Origin of the sequence: Enterococcus gallinarum NBRC 100675, from assembly GCF_001544275.1 — a bacterium.
Lineage (GTDB): Bacteria > Bacillota > Bacilli > Lactobacillales > Enterococcaceae > Enterococcus_D > Enterococcus_D gallinarum.
The window spans coordinates 22,835-43,863 of the sequence record NZ_BCQE01000019.1 but is presented as its reverse complement, the minus strand read 5'-3'; the positions used below and the strand labels follow the sequence as shown (position 1 = coordinate 43,863).

The following is a 21,029-nucleotide window of genomic DNA, read 5'->3' as shown; positions in this document are numbered from 1 at the left end:
AGGGGTTTGACACCTGAATTAAAAAATAGTAGTATCTATCGTGAATTGAATATGTTTCTTCGGGGCAGGGTGTAATTCCCGACCGACGGTGACAAGCAATGCTTGAAGTCCGTGACCCGCATTCGTGCGGTTGATCCAGTGAAACTCTGGAACCGACAGTTAAAGTCTGGATGGGAGAAGAAAAACTTACAAGAATATTGACGGGAGGAGTCTATCCTTTTTTGTCATCGTTTCTTTGAGTTTGTCTAATCATGGCCTCGTGTACTTATGCACGGGGTCTTTTTGTTTAAAGAAAGGAGGAATGCTTATGCATGAAACGTATATGAAGCGCGCCATATCCGAAGCATTAAAAGGCAAAGGACAAACCTTTACGAACCCTTTAGTCGGTGCTGTCATTGTGAAAGATGAGGAAATAGTTGCTGTAGGCAGCCACATGGCTTATGGAAAGCCACATGCGGAAAAGAACGCCATCGATTCATGTAGTTCCCCCGAAAAACTAATTGATTCAACCATTTATGTGACCCTTGAGCCTTGTCACCATTACGGAAAACAGCCACCTTGTACAACAGCCATTCTACAAAGCGGCATCAAAAAAGTGGTGATTGGTCAATTGGATCCCAATCCGTTGGTATCTGGCAAGGGTAAAGCGTTTTTAGAATCACAAGGAATAGCAGTGATCACCGGCGTTTTAGAAAAGGAGGTACGAGAAATCAATCGCCACTATAATACGTATCACGAAGAGCAACGTCCTTTTGTGGCTTTAAAGCAAGCAACCACACTTGATGGGAAAATCGCTTTGGCTGGTCAGCGAACAAGGATAACCGGTGAAGCTGCATTGCGTCGGGTTCGCCAGGAGCGTTCAGACTATCAGGCTATTTTGATAGGGAGTCGCACTGCCTTAATCGATAATCCTACTTTGCGGACAGAGGCTGCCTTTCCGCCTTATCGAGTGGTCCTGGATCGTAAAGGAGAAACCTTGAAACAGCAACTGACTCTTTTTAAGGATACCAGTAGTCCTGTACTGGTCTTTACTACGAAAAAAATCCAAACTGTTTTCTCAAATCACTTGAAAATCATTACCACGCCTTCACTGACTCTCTCGTTTGTCATGAAAGAATTGTATCGACGCAAGATTCAATCGGTTTACGTTGAAGGCGGAAGCAGCATTCATGATGCCTTTTTGGCGAGTGGTTATTGGGACCAAATCATTACCTATCTCTCGCCAAAACTTATCGGCGGCAATGGAACAGCGAGTTTTGCTAGTTCTCGTGAAGTGAATCAGATGTTTGCGCTAACGGAAGTCACTGTTGAACCGGTCGGAGAAGAGTTAAGGATCGTTGGAAGGAGGCAGGAAAATGTTTACCGGACTCATTCAAGAAAAGGGCAAGATCACACGGATCGTGCCTAGTGGCCGCACCATTGCATTGACTTGTCATGCTTCTGAAGCATTGTTAACGGATTATCGGATTGGCGATAGCATGGCGATCAATGGCGTATGTCTGACAGCGATCAAGACTGCCAAACAAGATTTCACTGTCGAGATCATGCCGGAAACTTATCAACGAACCACCTTTGCGACCGCAAAAATCAATGACGAAGTCAATTTGGAACGAGCGCTAGCTTTCAACGGCCGCTTGGAAGGGCACTTGGTGGCAGGCCATGTAGATACCACGACAACATTTCTAGAAAAGCGTGTGTTGGAGAATGCGCTGATTCTGACATTTGCTTATCCCGACGAACTGAGAAATGAGATCATTCCACAGGGCTCTATCGCATTGAATGGGGTTAGTTTGACGATTATCGAGACCACACTGCGCTATTTCTCCGTTGGACTGATTCCTCATTCCAAAAATCAAACCAATCTGGGGCGACTTAACCGCGGTGAAGCGGTGAATGTTGAAACAGATCTATTAGGAAAATATGTCAAAGCCAATCAACTGATCCGTGACGGAAGAAAGGAACTGTCCTATGAGTAAAAATAAAATCGAAACAGCATTAGACTATTTAAGAAATGGGCAATTAATCATTGTTGCTGATGATGACGACCGGGAAGCGGAAGGAGACCTTGTTGGGATCGCTAATCTAGCTACGATGGAAACCGTGAATTTTATGACGAAATTTGCTCGAGGGTTGATTTGCGCACCTATCTCAGCCCAACTAGCTGACCGCTTGCAGCTAACTGAAATGGTCGCGCAAAATACGGATACTTTCAAAACAGCCTTTACTATAAGTGTCGATCACCATTCAACGACAACAGGCATTTCTGCTGAAGAACGCGCGCGAACGATCCGAGCATTGGCTGATCCTCAAACTAAGGAAGAGGACTTTCAAAAACCAGGTCATATTTTCCCGTTGATCGGAAGAATAGGCGGGGTACTGGAAAGAAGGGGCCATACCGAGGCTGCATTGGATTTAGCAAAATTGACCAATCAAAGTGAAGCGGCCTATATTTGTGAGATTCTAAATGAGGATGGCACGATGGCTCGCCGCCCACAATTGGCTCAACTCGCGGAAAAATGGCAGCTGCCGATGATCACAATCGAAGAGTTAGCGTCTTATCTGGCAACAAGGCAGTTAACCGTTCAATTGCCAACCGCATTTGGGTCCTTCGATTTAACCTTATTTGAAGATCAGCATCATCTTGAGCACTTAGTATTAGCAAAAGGGGATTTGACTAATCCCGAAAAACCATTATTGGTTCGTCTTCACTCAGAATGCTTGACCGGAGATATTTTTGGGTCCCAGCGGTGCGATTGTGGGGAACAACTACATGAAGCCATGCGTCAAATCGAAAAAGAAGGTACCGGAGCCATCTTGTATTTGCGTCAGGAAGGCCGAGGAATCGGCTTGAAACATAAACTGCAGGCGTATCAATTACAGGAAAAAGGCTTGGATACGTATGAAGCCAATGTTGAATTAGGTTTTCGTCCAGATGAACGGGATTATGGTTTTGCGGCGATTATTCTGAAGTCTCTTGGCATCGATACGATTCGCTTGCTGACAAATAATCCAGAAAAAATCACCGAGTTAGAAGCTCATGACATTCATGTTGCTGAAAGAATTCCGTTGGAAATAACTCCAGTTGCAGAAAATAATCGTTATCTTCAAACAAAAAAAGAAAAATTCCATCATTTATTATCACTTTGAGAAAGAAGGAGAGCACAACATGACACAATTTGAAGGAACATTTGACGGACAAGGAATGAAAGTAGGGATCGTGGTTGCGCGTTTTAACGAGTTTATTACGGCGAAACTTTTGAGTGGCGCACAAGATAATTTGATGCGGCATGGAGTAAAAGAAGAAGACATTGATGTTTACTGGGTGCCTGGTGCCTTTGAAATTCCCTATGTAACAAAAAAATTGGCTAATGGGAACAAATACGATGGCTTGATTACACTGGGTGCCGTTATCCGCGGTGCAACCACCCATTATGAGCTTGTCAGCAATGAAGTCGCGAAAGGCGTGGCCCAAGTTGGATTAGCGACAGACATTCCAGTTATGTTTGGCGTTCTAACTACAGAAACTATCGAACAAGCCATCGAACGGGCCGGAACTAAAGCGGGCAATAAAGGTTCAGAAGCGGCGCAAGGATTGATCGAAATGATTTCATTGAACCGGGTGATTTAATGTTTTAATGACTGTCTGCAACTTTCTTATAGTTGCATTTATTTACTAGAGGCATTCAATTTTTTCTGAAAAACTGCTATGATGAACAAAAAAACTAGGGGCGAAACGAACGGATGCAAGAAGAAAAAAGACAAGTTAAAGCGATGGGAACGATCATTCAGCTTTGGATTCAACATGAAGATCCTACACCAATTTTGGAAGCAGCAGTCCAACAAATCAGAGCGTTTGAAAAACGGTTTAGTGCCAATGATCCTGCTTCAGATCTGATGAAAGTCAATCAAAACGCAGGAATTCAGCCGACCAAAGTAGCCAAAGACTTGTTTGCTTTGATTGCCTTAGCAAAAGAGCACAGCTTGCCAGAGGATAGTTTCTTGAACATCGCGATGGGACCCCTGGTTCAGGAGTGGCGTATTGGTTTTTCAGATGCCAAAGTGCCGACTGCCGAAAAAGTGACGGAATTACTACAGGTGACCGATCCTCAACAAATCGAATTAGATGACCAACAGCAGACCGTCGCCTTAGCTGCCGGTATGTCAATAGACCTAGGTGCTGTGGCCAAAGGCTATTTCGCAGATCAGCTGGCAGATTTTTTTAAGCAATCTGGTGTCAATGCCGCTTTGATTGATCTGGGCGGTAATGTCGTTACCTTTGGAGAAACACCAAATCATGCGGATCACTTATGGCGTATCGGGATTCAGAATCCTTTTTTGCCAAGAGGAAATTTCGTGGCAGCTTTAAAAATCCGCGATCGTTCTATCGTAACCTCAGGGATCTATGAACGTTCCCACACCGTCGACGGTAAGACCTATCATCATATTTTCGATCGCAAAACCGGTTATCCGATAGAATCAGCATTAGCAAGTATCACGATTATTTCCGATCGTTCAGTGGATGGCGAAATTTGGACCACACGTCTCTTTGGTAAAAAACCTGAAGAAATCATGAAACAACTCAGCCAACTCGATGGCATCACTGGGTTAATCGTAACCCGGCAAGGCCAATTGCTTTATCCCTCTACGCTGCAACCATTGATTGAGTTACCTGAAACGAATCAAAAATCCTAATTGAAACATACTCAAAGATAGAGACGAAACTGCCCTGACAAAGCAGCTTTCAGAGTCTGTGAATGAAGTAAAATGAAGTATTTAAACTGGTGAAACAAGATAGCAGAACGACTGCGCTTCTTGGCAATTGCACGATCTTAACGTGCCTGCTTAATCTGTTTAGCTCGTTTGACGTACCATTACTTCTGACTCTTTCTTCTTGGAGTATGTTTTTTTACTTTTGATGGCGTGATGGCGGTTTTAGCGATCATACTTTTTCTAGAAAATAGCGAATCAAATTTTGATCAGCTATCGATAACGGACGCTCTGCCTGATGTGCGATAAAGTAATTCAACGTTAGCATTTCTTCAGGTATCGGATAAAGGTTGAAAGGCGTCATTGTCGCTGCTTGCAAGACACTTTCAGGAACGATGGCCAACCCGAGATTGTTTTCAGCAAGCGCTGCTGCAGTATAAATATTGCTGCTTTCTACGAGAATGGTTGGTTCAACTTTGTACTTTTTCAATAATTGATCGATTTGCCGACGAATCGCGGAGCCGCTTGTCGTCAATATCAACGGGCTCTGTAACAGTTCTTTCATTGAAACACTGTCTTGAGAGAGAAATTTTTTGTTTGCTTGATACAAAGGCGAAATAGGGGGGATGATCGCAAAATAGTTTTCACTCTTTGTGGCGTAAGTCGTCAAATTGGGTGAAATAGTCTCCGGGTTCTGGCCAACAAAAAAATCCAACTGATTACTTAATAAACGTTTCTCATTGTGCTTCGGCAAATCTTCACGCAAAAAAACGGTCACATCCTGGTGTTCTGCCAGATAGTCAGGTAAAAAAAGTGGGAGCAAAAACGAGCCCAGACTGGGCAAGATACCCAATCGCAATGTTTTGGTTTCTGGTGATGTATAGCGCAGCAACCGATGACGAAATTTCGCAGAAGCAGTTTCCAGTGTTTCGAGGTATTGATAATAGATTTTACCGGCTTCAGTCAAATGCAAAACACCTGACTGTCGAATGATGATGGCCGTTCCCAACTCTTGTTCGACTTTTTTGATGGCTTGCGTAAGATAAGGCTGAGAAATAAATAGGTCTTTCGCTGCTTTGGTATAGTTATTGTACTTTAGTAATGTGTCGATGTACTGCAGCATCAAATGGGAATCTTTAAGAGACATAGAAGATGCTCCTTCCGTAGAAATATGTCCATTATAACAAAAAAGTTATCAGAATATAATTAAATAAATATTTCACAAATGTGAATGGTCAGACTAAACTGTAGAAGTACTTAATTGGAACAAATAAATTGTCCTTCAGATCCTTCTATCGGAATGAAATCAGAGAGATTTAAGCTGAGTTTGACCATTTTTATCTTTCTAAGACGACTATTTGTACGATTAACCTTTGAAACAATTGATTTAAAAGTGAGTTATAATCGAATCGATTGTTAAATTTATCACATTTAGGAGAGATGAGTATGAAACTGATCGGAATCGTTGGCACTAACTCTGCGCGCTCGACCAATCGCCAGTTATTGCAATTTATCCAAACCCATTTCAAAGATCAGGCAGAAATCGATCTTTGCGAAATCAAAGATCTGCCAGCATTTAATGAACCAGAAGACAGAACAGCACCTGAAGCAGTTCGAGAATTAGCAGAAAAAATCGAGGCTGCTGATGGCGTGATTATCAGTACACCTGAATACGATCATTCTATTCCAGCAGTACTAAAAAGCATGATTGAATGGCTTTCTTATACGACCCGTCCTTTGATCGACAAACCAGTGATGATCACTGGTGCCTCACTTGGTGCTTTAGGTTCTTCCCGAGCGCAAGCACATCTTCGCCAAATTCTTGATGCACCGGAAGTCAAAGCACGAATCATGCCTAGTGCCGAATTTTTACTCGGTCATTCGATGCAAGCCTTTGATGAAGAAGGATGTTTAAAAGATGAGGAAAAAGTCGCTGAATTAGAAGACTGCTTCAATGAATTCAAATTATTCGTGGAAATCACGAATCGTCTCGTCAGTGAATATTCGACTGCCAAAGAACGCTCAAAGAAATTTTCTTGGGAACAGGTATAAGAAAGAGAGGAAATGTCCATGAAATTTGTCGGTATGATCGGTACAAATGCAAAGAAATCGACTAATCGCCAACTGGTGACGTATATGCAACAAGCATTTGCCGATTTAGCAGAAATCGAAATTTTAGAAATTGATCAAGTTCCTATGTTCAATGAAACAGAGGATCAAACCAATAGTGAAGTCATTCAAACATTAAATCAAAAAATTTTGGCTGCCGATGGCGTAATCATCGCTACACCAGAACACAATCATTCCATTCCATCCGCACTAAAAAGTGTCTTAGAGTGGTTGTCCTTCAATGTACACCCGTTTGATGGCAAACCAGTGATGATCGTGGGCGCTTCTTATGATGTCCAAGGTTCTTCACGGGCCCAACTGCATTTGCGTCAAATTCTTGATGCACCTGGTGTCAACGCAACGGTTATGCCTGGTAATGAATTTCTTTTAGGTCGTGCGCATCAAGCATTTGATGAAAATGGGCAGCTGAAAGATCAACGGACTGTTGACTTTTTGGAAAGCTGTTTTAGAAAATTCATTCGCTTTACAGAAGTGGCCAATATCCTGAATGTTCCTGAAGAAGTAGTTTATCAGCCTGGGGATTATACTGTTACGGCACCAGGACACAATGGTGACTTACCGATGGTGGTTACATTAAGTGAAGAACGGATCGAAGCAATCAATATCGATACTTCCGGTGAATCGGAAGGAATCGCAGATGTCGTTTTTGCGCGAGTTCCACAAGAAATCATCGAAGGCCAAACATTAAATGTTGATGCTATTTCAGGTGCTTCTGTCACGAGTAATGGTGTGGTTGACGGAGTCGCTAAAGCAGTGAAAATGGCCGGTGCTAACCCAGATGTTTTAAGAAAACGTCCTAAGGCTGCCAGTGCACTAAAAACAGAAGATGAAACATACACCACGGATATCATCGTCGTCGGTGGTGGAGGCGCAGGATTGAGTGCTGCAGCAAGTATCCTCCAAGAAGGCAAAGAGGTGATTTTAGTTGAAAAATACCCAGCCATCGGAGGGAATACCGTTCGCACGGGTGGACCAATGAATGCCGCAGATCCTGATTGGCAAAAAACATTTGCTGCGCTTCCAGGTGAACGGGCTGCGCTAGAAGAAATCATTGCCGTAGATGAAGCAACCATCGATGCAGAATATTTGGCTGACTTTCGGTTACTGAAGGAACAGATCACAACGTATTTACAAGCAACGACTCCAGAAAAAGAATTCTTGTTTGACTCTTCGATCTGGCATCGTATCCAAACTTATTTAGGTGGCAAACGGACAGACTTAGAAGGAAATGTGATTTACGGTCAATATGACTTAGTAAAAATCCTAACTGATCGTGCACTAGAGTCTGTGAAATGGCTAGAAGAAATCGGCGTTGAATTTGATTACAAACATGTCGATATGCCAGTTGGAGCAAAATGGCGCCGAGGCCATAAACCATTGAAAAATGAAGGGTACGCTTTTGTTTCTGCTCTACACAATTTCGTCAATGAAAATGGTGGAAAAATTCTTACCGACACACCAGTCAAAGAATTGATCATCGAAGAGGGCCAAGTCGTAGGGATCATTGGTGAAGGTCGCAATGGACAAAAAGTAACGATCCATGCCAAAGCGGTTATCTTAGCTTCTGGTGGTTTCGGTGCAAATACACAAATGCTGAAGCAGTACAACACGTATTGGACTGAAATCGAAGATGACATCAAAACTTCCAATTCGCCGGCAATCACAGGGGATGGTATCAAACTAGGGGAAAGTGCCGGTGCGGATCTAGTTGGAATGGGCTTCTCACAAATGATGCCGGTATCTGATCCGAATACGGGGGCATTATTCAGCGGTCTGCAAGTACCTCCTGCAAACTTTGTGATGGTCAATCAAGAAGGCAAACGTTTCGTCAATGAATATGAAAGCCGTGATGTATTGACACAAGCTGCAATCGATAATGGTGGCCTATTCTATTTAATTGCTGATGAAGAAATCAAGAAAACAGCTTACAATACGTCCCAAGAAAAAATCGACAAACAAGTAGCTAACGGGACATTATTCCGTGCCGATACTCTTGAAGAATTAGCAGAACAAATTAATGTTGATCCAACCATCTTGAAAGAAACAATCACTGCTTACAACGCCTATGTCGATGCAGGAAAAGATCCTGAATTTGGCAAAGATGTGTTTGATCTTAAAGTAACGACTGCTCCATTTTATGCAACTCCAAGAAAACCGGCAGTACATCACACCATGGGGGGATTAAAGATCGATACACAAACCCATGTGTTATCAAAAGAAAACCAAGTGATCAAAGGTCTATATGCAGCTGGTGAAGTAGCAGGAGGAATCCATGCAGGAAATCGCCTTGGTGGTAACTCATTGACTGATATCTTTACCTTTGGACGGATCGCTGGCAAGACCGCAGTTGCAGAAAATCTTTAATAGGTTAAAAGAAATGTGCAGAGAATCGCACTGCACATTTTCTTTTAATACGTTATGTGAAATAGGTAACATGCGGTGTATTCATTCAATTCATTTAAATAAAACTATTTTGGGGGTTAAAACATGGAAACAAAACTCAATCGATGGCTAGTCTTGATTGCTTCAACTGCTGTTCTATTATGTACAGGTGCCGTTTATGCATTTAGCGTTTTCGCCGGACCGCTTAGTCAACTAAAAAATTGGACAATGGAAGAAATCATGCTGGCATTTACAATCAATGCTGCTGTCGGACCTATCACAATGATTTTAGGAGGATTCTTGACCGACCGTGGATTGGCAAAATGGACGATTACTTTTGGTGGTTTATTATTTGCGCTAGGTTTCTTCTTAACTGGATTTGTGGAATCACCTGGGATGCTCTATCTAACTTATGGTGTGCTTTCAGGTCTTGGTCAAGGATTTGCTTATTCTGCTTGCTTAAGTAATACGATTCGTTTATTCCCAGACAAACGTGGACTTGCTTCAGGATTGATCACTGCAGGTATGGGCGGTGCAGCCATTATCGCCGCACCGATCGCGAATGCAATTATTGAATCAAGAGATGTGTTGACCGCTTTTCGTTTTATCGGCATTGCTTATATGATCGTCGTTGTTATGGCAAGTTTCTTTATCAAAAAAGCCCCTGCAGATTATCGGCCAGCAGGATGGGTCCCACAAACTTCTGCGGCTAAAGGAACCGCAGTAAATTATTCCTGGCAAGAGATGATGAAAACACCTGCTTTTTATTTGATTATTTTGATGCTCGGTGTTGGTGCATTTTCTGGTTTGATGATTGCTTCCAATGCTGCTGTGATTGGGCAGGAAATGTTCGGATTAACAGCTACAACAGCCGCTTTTTATGTTAGTCTATATTCTTTAAGCAATTGCTTAGGTCGAGTGATTTGGGGAACAGTTTCTGATAAGATTGGGCGTTCCAATACATTGATGATCATTTACGGTGTCGTTGCGTTATCTTTACTCGTTTTAACACTTTCAAGTGCAGCGATGATCTTTGCAGCGGGAATCATTGGGTTAGGACTCTGCTTTGGCGGAGTGATGGGCGTTTTCCCATCGATCGTAATGGAAAATTACGGACCAGCTAATCAAGGAGTCAACTATGGGATCGTCTTTGTTGGTTATTCTACTGCTGCTTTCTTTGGACCACGAGTAGCAGCTGGAATGGCCGCTAGCAACAATGGAGATTTTACAAATGCATTCTATACAGCGATCGCTTTGGCAGTCGTCGGCTTTATTTTGAATATTGCTTATGTTCAACTAAAAAAATCACGTAACGTTTCAATCGCCAAATAAGCAGCGCAGCCTTGAAAAGGTTATAAGACTATAAGGGAGAAATAATCAATAGTACTAATATAGATATATGCAGATTGACCTGATTGTCCATGGTCAATGAACTTAGAAATGCTTGTACCAGTGACAGGAGTTAGTACGATCGATTGATCGGTTAGATCGAGTAGATTTTCAAGTACTGAGAATAAAATAAGTGATAAAGTCTTTAATTTCTTTTTTTTCATGTTCCAGTGCAAAAAGTGATTATGCTATTTTTTCCCAAAGTGATAGGATAGTAGGTAGAAAGATAGTTTTATAGAAGGAAACTCCAATCAACTGATTATTCATTTCTACACGATAGTCATAACATTCATGAGGGAATGAAAAAATAGATTTGGTAGTGTCAATACACGTCGCTTATCATAAAAAGGCAACGTGAATTTTAATAACTATCAGTAATAGAAGAGCTTGGGGAAGTCTTTTCTTTTGCTGATGGTTTTTTCACAGAGACATCGGATGTTTGACTAAAAATAAGAATAAAGAAGGACACTAATCTGCTTTCCTAAGATTAGTGTCCTTCTTGTCTTTCATTCAAGTTGGAAGTTCGCAATAATTTTCTGGCTGACCATTTCGGGTGACAACTCAGTATTGTCGATTTTCATCGTTTTTACTTTTGGAAAAAGGGCTGCCAATTCCGTCGAATGGCTTTCCAAACGGTATTTTTCATTAAAAGTAAGAAGTTCTTGGTGCGAAAAAGCAAGATCCCGTTTTGACGGCTTCGCTTTTAAACGTGCTTCCTGACGGTTACGGGCGATGCGCTCCTCTAATTGCGCAACAAGTTCAACAAAATAAACCGGTTGTCCAGCGCGTAGAAAGATCTCAGAAATTTTGTGTAAAAAAGCAATATCTTCTTTCTGATCAAATCCCACTAAAACAGTAAATATGATTGTCTTAACTGTATTGTGTTCACCAGCAACAAATGCTTTGAAAAGTTCGATCCTGGTGGAATCAGACAACTTAAATGCTGCAGGCGTATACCCAAGATAATTGGCAAATAAATCAATAGTTTGATGATTAAATAGTAATTTACCATCAATTCTTTTTTCAAGTTCGCGACCGACAGTCATTTTTCCAACAGCCTGAGCACCAATCAAAACCAGTAATGGCATAGGAGCACCTCATTCTTTTAGACTTATTGTAACAGAATGACAGGAAATAATGGATCCTATTTAGATGCGAAAGTCCAACTTTTATCCCAATCCTGCTGAGCGAATCTTTTTGTTGCGTTTGGGCATTCAGCTATACTTAAGGCATACTAGAAAAGTGGAGGATAGAATATATGAATGAAATCATTCAAACGTTTAGCGAGCGAAAGGAGGAGTTGCTGCAGGCAATCTTTCAACACTTGGCCATTTCGCTGAGTGCGTTGATTTTAGCCATTTTAATTGCTATTCCATTAGCAATCTTGTTGAGCCAAAAGAAACGAATGGCAGAATTTGTTTTACAGATCACAAGTATTCTACAAACAATTCCATCATTGGCATTATTGGGATTATTGATTCCTTTTGTTGGTATTGGCACCGTTCCAGCTCTAATAGCATTGGTAGTTTATGCGTTACTGCCAATTTTTCAAAACACGTATATTGGGCTTTCCGAAATCGATCCGTCGATTGAAGAAGCGGCGGATGCATTCGGTATGTCTCGCTTGCGAAAACTCTTCAAAGTTGAGTTACCTATTGCAATGCCTGTCATCATTTCTGGGGTACGTACAGCATTGGTGTTGATCATTGGAACGGCCACGTTGGCAGCATTGATTGGTGCTGGTGGCTTAGGAACCTTCATTTTGTTAGGGATCGACCGTAATGATCCGAGTTTGACACTCATAGGGGCGGTTAGTTCGGCTCTATTAGCAATCTTATTCAGTGGATTGATTCGTTTTTTACAAAACCGCAGTATGAAAACCACACTGATCTCTTTAGGTGTCATCTTTCTTGGCATCGGCGGAATTCTTTTCGCACAGTATAATCCTATTTCAAATAAAACGGTAACGATTGCTGGTAAACTCGGTTCAGAACCAGATATCCTTATCAATATGTATCAAGCAGTGATCGAAGAAGAAGATCCTAGTTTAACTGTCGAGATCAAACCAAACTTTGGTAAAACAAGTTTCTTATTTAGTGCCCTTGAAAATGACCAGATCGATATTTATCCCGAGTTTACGGGAACAGTATTAGAAAGTCTAGTCAAAGTCCCAGAAAATACCCAAATCGATGGTTCTCCAGAATCAACTTATCAAGAAGCAACAAAACTGCTTAGCGACCAGTTTAATATGCGCCTGTTAGAGCCGATGACCTACGAAAACACCTATGCTTTAGCCATGCGTCGTGAACAAGCAGAAGAGTTGGGTATAACAAAGATTTCTGAATTAGTTGCTCATGAATCAGAGCTTCGGGCTGGTTTTACTTTAGAGTTTATTGATCGGGAAGATGGCTATCGCGGGATCCAAAAACAGTACGGGCTGACTTTTGATTCTGTCCAAAGCATGGAACCGGCACTGCGCTATCAAGCGATCCAAAGCAAGGATGTCGATGTGATCGATGCTTATTCGACAGATAGTGAGATCAAACAATACGATCTCGTCGTTTTAGAAGATGATCGGCAGCTCTTTCCACCTTATCAAGGAGCCGCATTGATGAAAGATGAATTTGCTGCCGATCATCCGCAAGTCGTCAAAGCATTGGAAAAACTATCAGGAAAAATCACAGAGGACCAGATGATTGACATGAACTATCAAGTGAATGTGGAAGGAAAACAACCGGCAGATGTTGCTCGTGAATTTCTAAAAAAAGAAAAGATTATTGGGGAGGGAAACTAAATGGAACCAATTATCGAATTTAAACAAGTTGCCAAAGAATTCGAGGGGCAAGTCGTATTAAAAGAATTGGATCTCTCCATTCATCAAGGAGAAATCTTTGTCTTAGTAGGTCCCTCAGGAAGCGGAAAAACAACCTCCCTTAAAATGATCAATGGGCTGATCGAACCGACGGAAGGCAATGTTTACTTCAAACAAAAACGAGTGAAAGACTATCAACTCCAAAAGTTACGTTGGAAAATTGGTTACGTGTTGCAGCAAATCGCTTTGTTTCCAACGATGTCCGTCAAGGAGAATATTGAAATCATTCCAGAAATGCTCGGTTGGGATAAAAATCGTCGCAATCAACGTGTCGATGAACTTCTCACTGAGGTTGGACTTGAACCAGAGACGTTCAAAAAACGGATGCCGGCAGAACTTTCAGGTGGTCAAAGCCAGCGGATCGGGATCTTGCGAGCGTTGGCCGCAGAACCGGACATCATATTGATGGATGAACCTTTTAGTGCCCTTGATCCGATTTCTCGAACCAATCTTCAGGATCTCGTATTAGATTTGCATAAAAAATTAGGCAATACGATCGTCTTTGTTACCCATAACATGAATGAAGCCTTAAAATTGGGGGATCGAATCGGTGTGATGAATGAAGGCAGACTGGTACAATGTGATACGCCTGAAAAAATACGTACAGAGCCAAAAACGGATTTCGTTCGCGCCTTTTTTGATGAAACACAAGGAGCGCAGCAAGAACAACGTCTTCAAGCGATTATTGATGCTGGTTACTACCAACAACCAACTACACGAGAGGGAATGTCCCTCGATGTAAAGGTCCCTCTTTCACAAGTATATGAAATCTTGGCCAACCACGAACATCTGGTTGTTACAGAACAAGGACAAGCGATTGGTGAAGTGAGCCGTACAGATATCTTTCATTTTTTGAGTCAGGAGGAGCAAGATGCAAAACTATGATGTAATCGTTGTGGGTGGTGGACCAGCTGGAACTGCTGCGGCCTATTCTTTCAGTGAGCAAGGGAAAACTGTCGCAATCGTTGAAGCCGATCTCTGGGGAGGAACTTGCCCCAATCGCGGGTGCGACCCCAAGAAGATTTTAATGAGTGCCGTTGAAGCAAAAGCTAAGGCTGCTCACTTAGCAGGAAAAGGGATCACTGGAGAGCTTGGTATTGACTGGAAAACTTTGATGGCTTTTAAGCGCAGTTACACGGACACTGTTCCCACACAGACGAAGCAGGGCTTAGTGGATACTGGAATCACAACCTATGAAGGAGAAGCGGAATTTATCGATGAACAAACGCTACGGATTGGTTCAGAAATCGTTTCAGCTGATCAGTTCTTGATTGCTACAGGACAACGACCTGCGCTACTCCCGATTAAAGGACAAGAATATTTGCATACAAGCACCGATTTTCTTGCAATGGAAAAAATGCCCGCGAAAATCACTTTTTTAGGAGCGGGGTATGTTGCTTTTGAACTTGCGACAATCGCTCAAGCAGCAGGCGCAGAGGTACACATTATTCATCATAACGACAGACCACTGAAAGCATTTGATCAAGAATTGGTGAATGCCTTTGTTGAGCAATTACAAAAGCAAGGAATTTCCTTTCATTTCAATGTAGAGATTGAAAGCATTAGCCAAATCAATGAAGGATACACGCTGCAAGGTACAGGCTTTGAGCTGCACACCGATTACGTGGTAAGTGCTGCTGGACGCATCCCAAATGTTGAATCCTTGCACTTAGAAAATGCAGGAGTTGATTACTCCAAACGCGGGATCAAAGTCAATGACTATTTACAAACAACGAATCCACGAGTTTTTGCCTGTGGAGATGTATTGGATAAGGAACAACCTAAACTGACGCCTGTTTCAAGTTTTGAAGCAAAATATGCGGTTGCTTCAATGAGCCAAAAAGGTTCTCGTTCTGCAATCACGTATCCCCTGATTCCTACAATCGTCTTTGGTGGGTTGAAATTGGCTCGGATCGGTCAAAGTGAAAAACAGCTTGCTCAAAATCCGCAGATCCATAGTGAAACAATCAACCTTGCCGATTGGTTTACGTACCGTCGCATCAACGATCCTGTTGCAATGCTTAAACTTGTTTACAATCAAGAGGGACAAATCATTGCGATTACCTGTCTTTCAAGTATCGCAGATGAATTGATTAATTTGTGCTACTTGATTCTGGAAAAACAGCTCACTCACCAAGAAATCGAAGCGCTGATCTTTGCCTATCCAACTCCTGCAAGTGATTTGACTTACATCATTTAACGCTGGAAAACGATCGTGTCTCATAACGAATGATTTTGAAAGAGTCTCTCCTTCAACTTTTCTGCTGATAAAACAGAGCACCATAACAAGTTGAAGGGGGGCTTTTTTGTGTTCATGTGTTCTACCTGTCTGTTGTTTTCTTTCGTGAAAAAGTTTCAAAAACTTCTTGACTTAAAGTGAAGGTGAAGCAGTATACTATCAAACAGAGAAGGGAGTTTTTTGATGTTATTAAAATCAATTACAGATCCAGCAGATTTGAAGAAGCTATCCGCTGCAGAACTACAACAAGTTAGTGAGGAATCAAGAACCGTGTTATTGGAAAAAATCAGCCATCATGGAGGACATAACGGACCGAATTTGGGCGTTGTCGAAATGACGGTTGCTTTACACGCTGTCTTTGATTCTCCAAGAGATAAAATGATTTTTGATGTTTCTCATCAAACCTATATTCATAAAATGTTGACTGGGCGAGGTCAAGCCTTCTGGGATCCAGCGCATTATAGCGATGTCTCTGGTTATACTAATCCAAAAGAAAGTGACCATGACTTGTTTACAGTGGGGCATACATCCACGTCATTGTCTTTAGCAAACGGGGTTGCCAAAGCACGAGACTTAAAAAATGAAGAAGGGAACGTAATTGCGGTCATTGGTGACGGCTCATTATCTGGTGGTCTGGCTTATGAAGGATTGAACAATATCGTGGAGACTGGAACAAACACCATCGTGATCGTAAATGATAACGACCAGTCGATTGCGGAAAACCACGGAGGTCTCTACAATAACCTACGAGCATTGCGAGATACCAATGGTCAAGCGGAAAACAATTTCTTTAAGTCATTAGGGTTTGACTACTATTATCTTGCTGATGGCAATGATCTGACAGCCTTGATGCATCTATTCAAACAAGTGAAAGACAGCGATCATCCCGTTGTCCTTCATATTCAGACCGTTAAAGGAAAAGGCTTCAAATTTGCCGAAGAAAATCGCGAGAAATTCCATGCTGGTGGACCATTTAGTCTAAAAACAGGGGATTATCTTGCAAATTCTGGTGGAGAAACCTATTCAACGGTAACGACCGATTATCTTTTAGAAAAAATGGCACAGGATCCAACAGTCATTGCAGTAAATGCTGGCACACCGATGATCCTTTTTACCCCTGAACAACGAAAAATCGCCGGCAGTCAATTTGTTGACGTCGGGATCGCAGAGGAACATGCTACAACCATGACTGCCGGTCTGGCAAAAAATGGGGCAAAACCCGTTTGGGCAGTTTTTTCAACCTTTATGCAACGAAGTTTTGACCAAATCTCTCATGATTTGTCTTTGAACAATGTGGCGGGAACTATTTTAGTTTATGGCGCTTCGGCTTATGGTATGAATGATGAAAGTCATTTAGGGATCTTTGATATTCCATTTTTGAGTCATATTCCGAATCTTGTTTATCTTGCACCGACCAATAAGGAAGAATATTTAGCAATGCTGGATTGGTCCATTGACCAAACCCAACATCCGGTGGCAATTCGCGTTCCTGTTGGTCCGTTAGAATCAGGTCATGTCGATCAAACGGATTACAGTCAGCTAAACAAAAATCAACTCATTCAAGCGGGCAGCAAAGTTGCCTTACTTGGTGTAGGAAATGCTCTTGGACTGGCAAAAAAAGCAGCTGCCATGATAGAAACAGAGCTAGGCATCACACCTACGGTCATTAATCCTAGATTTATTTCTGGATTAGATACTGACACATTGTCTGGTTTAATCGCTACACATCAATTGTTGCTCACTCTTGAAGATGGCCTTCTTGAAGGAGGCTATGGACAAACTGTCGCTAGTTATTTAGGAAAAGCCCCGATCAAAATTGTCAATTTTGGTTTAGATAAAGCCTTTCATGACCGTTATCAAGCGAATGAGTTGCTACAAGAAAATGGGTTGACCGTTGATGCCATTCTTCGAGAAGTTCGTCAAGAATTGTCTCTTTAGTCATAGTGAGCTAGTCGCACAGTGAGCATCCTTTTAAGGAAAGCAGATAATTCGTCTAGGGGTAACTACTGATAAGAATAAATATAGCATCGTTTAAAATGCCCTTTGTTCGGTTTGTATCGAACAAAGGGCATTTTTTGATAAAAAAGGAGTCTGCCTTAGTTTCCGCTAAGACAGACTGTAAATTATTATGTCAAGGTCTATTGTGTCATAGTAATCTTAAAACAACCATAAACTTTTCAAAAAAATAGCCATTTATCTTTTGACAATAATCATCAGTTCGTCATTCACAATACTTGGTCCAGTTGCCGCTGACTGATAGCAGGCTGCTTTTGCTTTAGCAGATGACTCTAGCCACAATAGTCTTCTTAATTGATTAGAGTTGATAATTGCTTCAAAAAGTGGTTAGATTAATTGGGGAATGAAGTAACAGTCGTTGATTGACGACTTGAAAAAAGGAGCGTGTTCATGAATTACTACCATCGGTTTGTTGCCAATGTCCCATTAAGACGTTGGACAGTGCTGATCTTTCTTTGTGGGATCTTATTTCTGCTTCGCAGTATGATGACTATTATTTTATTAACCTTTATTTTTACTTATTTGATTTACAAACTGGTCCAGCTAATACGCAAGAAAGTGAATGTGTCAATCAAACTTCTTTCAATCGTGTTGTACTTGATCGTTGTCGCTTTGGTTTACTTAGTCATTACCAAGTATGCACCGATTCTTTTGAACCAATCCGCGCAACTGGTCAAGTCAGTGACCGATTTTTATCAAAAAGCAGACTCTAACAATGAGTTATTAGAGTATTTGCTACATTTGGTGCAAACAAGCGATTATGTCCAAAAAATCCAGAATGGAGTCGTCGTCGTCATCAATTATCTTTATAACTTCGGTGAATTGGCTTTGACTGTATTGATCTCTTTCTTATTGAGTTTCTTCTTTATGATTGACAACAAAAAAACAGTGGCATTTTCTCAGCTCTTTTTGCAAGGGAGTGCTTCCTGGTTTTTTGAGGATGTTTATTATCTCGCAAGGAAATTTACCCGCGCATTCGGAAGTGTGATCGAAACCCAGCTATTGATTGCTATCGTTAATACAGTGATCACAGTGCTTGCTTTAGCTGTCATGGGCTTTCCTCAACTGTTAAGTTTGGCCATGATGATTTTCTTCTTAAGCTTGATTCCAGTAGCAGGAGTCATCATTTCTTGTATTCCATTGACCTTTATTGCCTATACGATTGGCGGACTCAATGATGTTGTCTATGTTTTATTAATCATTATTTTTGTTCATGCTCTCGAGTCCTATGTTCTCAATCCGCGGCTGATGTCCCATAAAACAGAGATTCCCATGTTCTATACGTTCATTGTTTTATATCTGGGTGAGCATCTCTTTGGTATCTGGGGTCTGATCGTGGGGATCCCACTATTTACTTTCTTATTAGATCTAATGAAAATCAAGCAAGTCCCATCGATCCGCAATGCACTTAAAAAAAGTGAATCGAGTGAAAAAGTGTAAATAAATGCCAACCAGTCCTTAGATTGGATGACTGAAGAAACGTCTAGAATGATTTATCTCAACTAGACGTTTCTTTTTATTTTCTGGTACACTGTCTGTGATAGCTTCACCAATTTAGTGATAGGAGAGAATCATGCAAAAAATATACCTTGTAGAAGATGATGCTACGATCGTTTCAGTACTAGCTGATTATTTAAGACAATGGGGATATGAGTGTTATCCCGCCAAAAAATTTGCTGAAATTTTGCAGGAGTTTCGTGCGGTAAGTCCCGACTTGGTTCTTTTGGACATTTCTTTGCCTTATTACAACGGGTACCATTGGTGCCAAGAAATTCGTAACATTTCTGAAGTGCCAATCATTTTTCTTTCTTCAATGGATCAACAAATGAATCAAATCATGGCAATGAACATGGGAGCCGATGATTATCTAACAAAACCTTTTGATTTGGTGTTTGTTTTGGCTAAGATCCAAGCACTGTTGCGCCGCAGCTACCAATATACCCATCAACAAGTCCAGACGTTTTCATTAGGAGAAGTCACTTTTCATCCAATAGAAAATTTGCTGAAAAGTAAAACGGAATCTTTGCCGCTGTCGCCAAACGAATCTCGAATCCTTTCCTTACTTTTGCAACAGCAAGGGAAAATCGTTCCCAAAGAAACGATTATTGAAATGCTTTGGAATAGCGAAGAATTTATTGATAATAATACATTAGCCGTTAACATGACCCGCTTGCGAAAGAAATTGAGTCAAACTGGATTGTCTGATTTGATTCAAACAGTGAAAAACAAAGGCTATTTGATTGAAAAGGAACAAGCCTATGATTAACTTAAAAGAGTATTTTTTGCTTTACGGCAAGTTCTATTTGTTTTTGATCTTGTTTAGTAGCGGTCTTTTAGGCTTGTTCTTTCTCCATGAGCTTCCTTTAGAGCCCTTCATCGATTATGTGATTTTCACGGGAGTGATTTTAGGTATTTTCTCTGTCTGGCAATATATGCGTTATCTACAAAAAAGACGTCAGTTACAAAACTTATTAGCCAAGAAAATGATCACTGAAGCAGCTTTGACTTTCTTGCCGATTGCGCGAAACAGTATCGAAGAAGAATACCAGCAGCTAATCAAACGACAAGCTAAAGAAAAAACCGCCTCCGAGTATCAAGCGTCCTTGAAGAATGAAGAAATCTACGAAGACTTCGGATTATGGCTGCATCAGATCAAAACACCATTAGCAGCGATGGATTTGTTAGTGCAAAGTGATGGACTATCGCCTACTGAAGTCAAAGCAGAACTATTTAAAGTGAATGATTATTTGCAAATGATGCTGAATTATTTACGACAAAACTTGAAAAATGATGACTTTGTTTTTGAACCGATTGTATTAGCACCTCTCATTCACCAAGCAATCAAAAAATATGCCTTGTTTTTTTCAAAAAAAGACTTGCAACTAGATTTGGCTATCGACTTGACCGTTACTTCGGATCGAAAATGGCTGACTTTTATCTTTGAGCAGCTGCTTTTTAATAGCCTGAAGTATACAGAAAAAGGCGGAATCCGGATTTTTACCGAAAACAATTGTCTTTTGATTCAAGACACAGGGATCGGTATTCGTCGAGAAGATTTGCCGCGGGTTTTTGAAAAAGGTTATACAGGACAAAATGGACGCTTTCAGCAGCGTGCTAGCGGATTAGGATTATATTTGAGCCAGCAAGCAGCAGAAAAAATCGGATGTCAGCTAACGATTGACTCCGAAGTAGGGAAGGGGACTACGGTGACGATCCATTTTCCCACTAAAAATTTTATTTGACCGCAAACTTTCAACACTGTAAGTTTGCGTTTTTTATTGTAAGTCGCTTTTT

At 41.3% G+C, this 21,029-nt stretch carries 17 protein-coding genes and 1 riboswitch; of the genes, 15 read left to right on the top strand and 2 right to left on the bottom strand.

All coding sequences use genetic code 11. The features are described from left to right. The first annotated feature begins 51 nt into the window (after positions 1-51). A riboswitch (FMN riboswitch) is annotated at positions 52-186 on the top strand. A 121-nt stretch (positions 187-307) separates the two neighbouring features. From ribD to EG2_RS11910, 5 genes are all read left to right on the top strand, one after another. Next, positions 308-1,408 (top strand): bifunctional diaminohydroxyphosphoribosylaminopyrimidine deaminase/5-amino-6-(5-phosphoribosylamino)uracil reductase RibD, encoded by a 1,101-nt coding sequence (gene ribD, locus EG2_RS11930; protein ID WP_060814916.1) that lies wholly within the window; start codon positions 308-310, stop codon positions 1,406-1,408. Further along, complete coding sequence (locus tag EG2_RS11925) at positions 1,356-1,976, top strand: riboflavin synthase (RefSeq protein ID WP_060814915.1); 621 nt, start codon at positions 1,356-1,358, stop codon at positions 1,974-1,976. The genes ribD and EG2_RS11925 overlap by 53 nt, the downstream gene beginning before the upstream one ends. Beyond that, on the top strand, positions 1,969-3,147 hold the full coding sequence (locus EG2_RS11920) for a bifunctional 3,4-dihydroxy-2-butanone-4-phosphate synthase/GTP cyclohydrolase II (RefSeq protein WP_060814914.1): 1,179 nt from the start codon (positions 1,969-1,971) through the stop codon (positions 3,145-3,147). Before EG2_RS11925 ends, EG2_RS11920 begins: the two co-directional genes overlap by 8 nt. Before the next feature lie 19 nt (positions 3,148-3,166). After that, the gene (ribH, locus tag EG2_RS11915) at positions 3,167-3,628 is read left to right on the top strand and encodes a 6,7-dimethyl-8-ribityllumazine synthase (RefSeq protein ID WP_060814913.1); all 462 of its coding nucleotides are present in this window, start codon (positions 3,167-3,169) and stop codon (positions 3,626-3,628) included. 113 nt (positions 3,629-3,741) lie between these two features. After that, complete coding sequence (locus EG2_RS11910; RefSeq protein ID WP_060814912.1) at positions 3,742-4,692, top strand: FAD:protein FMN transferase; 951 nt, start codon at positions 3,742-3,744, stop codon at positions 4,690-4,692. Between the two features lie 247 nt (positions 4,693-4,939). Here EG2_RS11910 and EG2_RS11905 read toward each other — a convergent pair whose 3' ends face one another. Then, positions 4,940-5,854, bottom strand: a complete 915-nt coding sequence (locus EG2_RS11905; RefSeq protein ID WP_041120131.1) for a LysR family transcriptional regulator — start codon at positions 5,852-5,854, stop codon at positions 4,940-4,942. A 299-nt stretch (positions 5,855-6,153) separates the two neighbouring features. On the opposite strand from EG2_RS11905, the gene EG2_RS11900 reads away from it, so the two are divergent. The 3 genes from EG2_RS11900 to EG2_RS11890 all read left to right on the top strand — a co-directional run bounded on the left by EG2_RS11900 (position 6,154) and on the right by EG2_RS11890 (position 10,551). Beyond that, a complete protein-coding gene (locus tag EG2_RS11900) occupies positions 6,154-6,759 on the top strand; it encodes an NADPH-dependent FMN reductase (RefSeq protein WP_060814911.1) in 606 nt (201 codons plus the stop codon). A gap of 18 nt (positions 6,760-6,777) precedes the next feature. Further along, a complete protein-coding gene (locus tag EG2_RS11895; protein ID WP_060814910.1) occupies positions 6,778-9,201 on the top strand; it encodes a flavocytochrome c in 2,424 nt (807 codons plus the stop codon). A 123-nt stretch (positions 9,202-9,324) separates the two neighbouring features. After that, the gene (locus EG2_RS11890; RefSeq protein WP_060814909.1) at positions 9,325-10,551 is read left to right on the top strand and encodes an L-lactate MFS transporter; all 1,227 of its coding nucleotides are present in this window, start codon (positions 9,325-9,327) and stop codon (positions 10,549-10,551) included. 563 nt (positions 10,552-11,114) lie between these two features. Here EG2_RS11890 and EG2_RS11885 read toward each other — a convergent pair. Beyond that, a complete protein-coding gene (locus tag EG2_RS11885) occupies positions 11,115-11,696 on the bottom strand; it encodes a hypothetical protein (protein WP_060814908.1) in 582 nt (193 codons plus the stop codon). A 170-nt stretch (positions 11,697-11,866) separates the two neighbouring features. On the opposite strand from EG2_RS11885, the gene EG2_RS11880 reads away from it, so the two are divergent. From EG2_RS11880 to EG2_RS11850, 7 genes are all read left to right on the top strand, one after another. Beyond that, on the top strand, positions 11,867-13,402 hold the full coding sequence (locus EG2_RS11880; protein WP_060814907.1) for an ABC transporter permease/substrate-binding protein: 1,536 nt from the start codon (positions 11,867-11,869) through the stop codon (positions 13,400-13,402). Then, entirely contained in the window at positions 13,403-14,365 is a 963-nt protein-coding gene (locus tag EG2_RS11875) for an ABC transporter ATP-binding protein (RefSeq protein WP_060814906.1), read from the top strand. After that, on the top strand, positions 14,352-15,680 hold the full coding sequence (locus EG2_RS11870) for a dihydrolipoyl dehydrogenase family protein (protein WP_060814905.1): 1,329 nt from the start codon (positions 14,352-14,354) through the stop codon (positions 15,678-15,680). Before EG2_RS11875 ends, EG2_RS11870 begins: the two co-directional genes overlap by 14 nt. Positions 15,681-15,902: 222 nt before the next feature. Next, on the top strand, positions 15,903-17,657 hold the full coding sequence (locus EG2_RS11865) for a 1-deoxy-D-xylulose-5-phosphate synthase (protein ID WP_060814904.1): 1,755 nt from the start codon (positions 15,903-15,905) through the stop codon (positions 17,655-17,657). Positions 17,658-18,125: 468 nt separating this feature from the next. Then, positions 18,126-19,175 carry an AI-2E family transporter gene (locus tag EG2_RS11860; RefSeq protein ID WP_060814903.1) on the top strand — a complete coding sequence of 350 codons (1,050 nt, stop codon included), beginning with the start codon at positions 18,126-18,128 and terminating at the stop codon, positions 19,173-19,175. A 133-nt stretch (positions 19,176-19,308) separates the two neighbouring features. After that, the gene (locus EG2_RS11855) at positions 19,309-20,001 is read left to right on the top strand and encodes a response regulator transcription factor (RefSeq protein WP_060814902.1); all 693 of its coding nucleotides are present in this window, start codon (positions 19,309-19,311) and stop codon (positions 19,999-20,001) included. Continuing rightward, positions 19,994-20,977 carry a sensor histidine kinase gene (locus EG2_RS11850; protein WP_060814901.1) on the top strand — a complete coding sequence of 328 codons (984 nt, stop codon included), beginning with the start codon at positions 19,994-19,996 and terminating at the stop codon, positions 20,975-20,977. Before EG2_RS11855 ends, EG2_RS11850 begins: the two co-directional genes overlap by 8 nt. Positions 20,978-21,029: the final 52 nt, after the last annotated feature.

Excerpts from the sequence above, each read along its gene's own strand:
- ribD (WP_060814916.1), top strand. The coding sequence starts at position 308 with ATGCATGAAACGTATATGAAGCGCGCCATATCCGAAGCATTAAAAGGC.
- EG2_RS11925 (WP_060814915.1), top strand. The coding sequence starts at position 1,356 with ATGTTTACCGGACTCATTCAAGAAAAGGGCAAGATCACACGGATCGTG.
- EG2_RS11920 (WP_060814914.1), top strand. The coding sequence starts at position 1,969 with ATGAGTAAAAATAAAATCGAAACAGCATTAGACTATTTAAGAAATGGG.
- ribH (WP_060814913.1), top strand. The coding sequence starts at position 3,167 with ATGACACAATTTGAAGGAACATTTGACGGACAAGGAATGAAAGTAGGG.
- EG2_RS11910 (WP_060814912.1), top strand. The coding sequence starts at position 3,742 with ATGCAAGAAGAAAAAAGACAAGTTAAAGCGATGGGAACGATCATTCAG.
- EG2_RS11905 (WP_041120131.1), bottom strand. The coding sequence starts at position 5,854 with ATGTCTCTTAAAGATTCCCATTTGATGCTGCAGTACATCGACACATTA.
- EG2_RS11900 (WP_060814911.1), top strand. The coding sequence starts at position 6,154 with ATGAAACTGATCGGAATCGTTGGCACTAACTCTGCGCGCTCGACCAAT.
- EG2_RS11895 (WP_060814910.1), top strand. The coding sequence starts at position 6,778 with ATGAAATTTGTCGGTATGATCGGTACAAATGCAAAGAAATCGACTAAT.
- EG2_RS11890 (WP_060814909.1), top strand. The coding sequence starts at position 9,325 with ATGGAAACAAAACTCAATCGATGGCTAGTCTTGATTGCTTCAACTGCT.
- EG2_RS11885 (WP_060814908.1), bottom strand. The coding sequence starts at position 11,696 with ATGCCATTACTGGTTTTGATTGGTGCTCAGGCTGTTGGAAAAATGACT.
- EG2_RS11880 (WP_060814907.1), top strand. The coding sequence starts at position 11,867 with ATGAATGAAATCATTCAAACGTTTAGCGAGCGAAAGGAGGAGTTGCTG.
- EG2_RS11875 (WP_060814906.1), top strand. The coding sequence starts at position 13,403 with ATGGAACCAATTATCGAATTTAAACAAGTTGCCAAAGAATTCGAGGGG.
- EG2_RS11870 (WP_060814905.1), top strand. The coding sequence starts at position 14,352 with ATGCAAAACTATGATGTAATCGTTGTGGGTGGTGGACCAGCTGGAACT.
- EG2_RS11865 (WP_060814904.1), top strand. The coding sequence starts at position 15,903 with ATGTTATTAAAATCAATTACAGATCCAGCAGATTTGAAGAAGCTATCC.
- EG2_RS11860 (WP_060814903.1), top strand. The coding sequence starts at position 18,126 with ATGAATTACTACCATCGGTTTGTTGCCAATGTCCCATTAAGACGTTGG.
- EG2_RS11855 (WP_060814902.1), top strand. The coding sequence starts at position 19,309 with ATGCAAAAAATATACCTTGTAGAAGATGATGCTACGATCGTTTCAGTA.
- EG2_RS11850 (WP_060814901.1), top strand. The coding sequence starts at position 19,994 with ATGATTAACTTAAAAGAGTATTTTTTGCTTTACGGCAAGTTCTATTTG.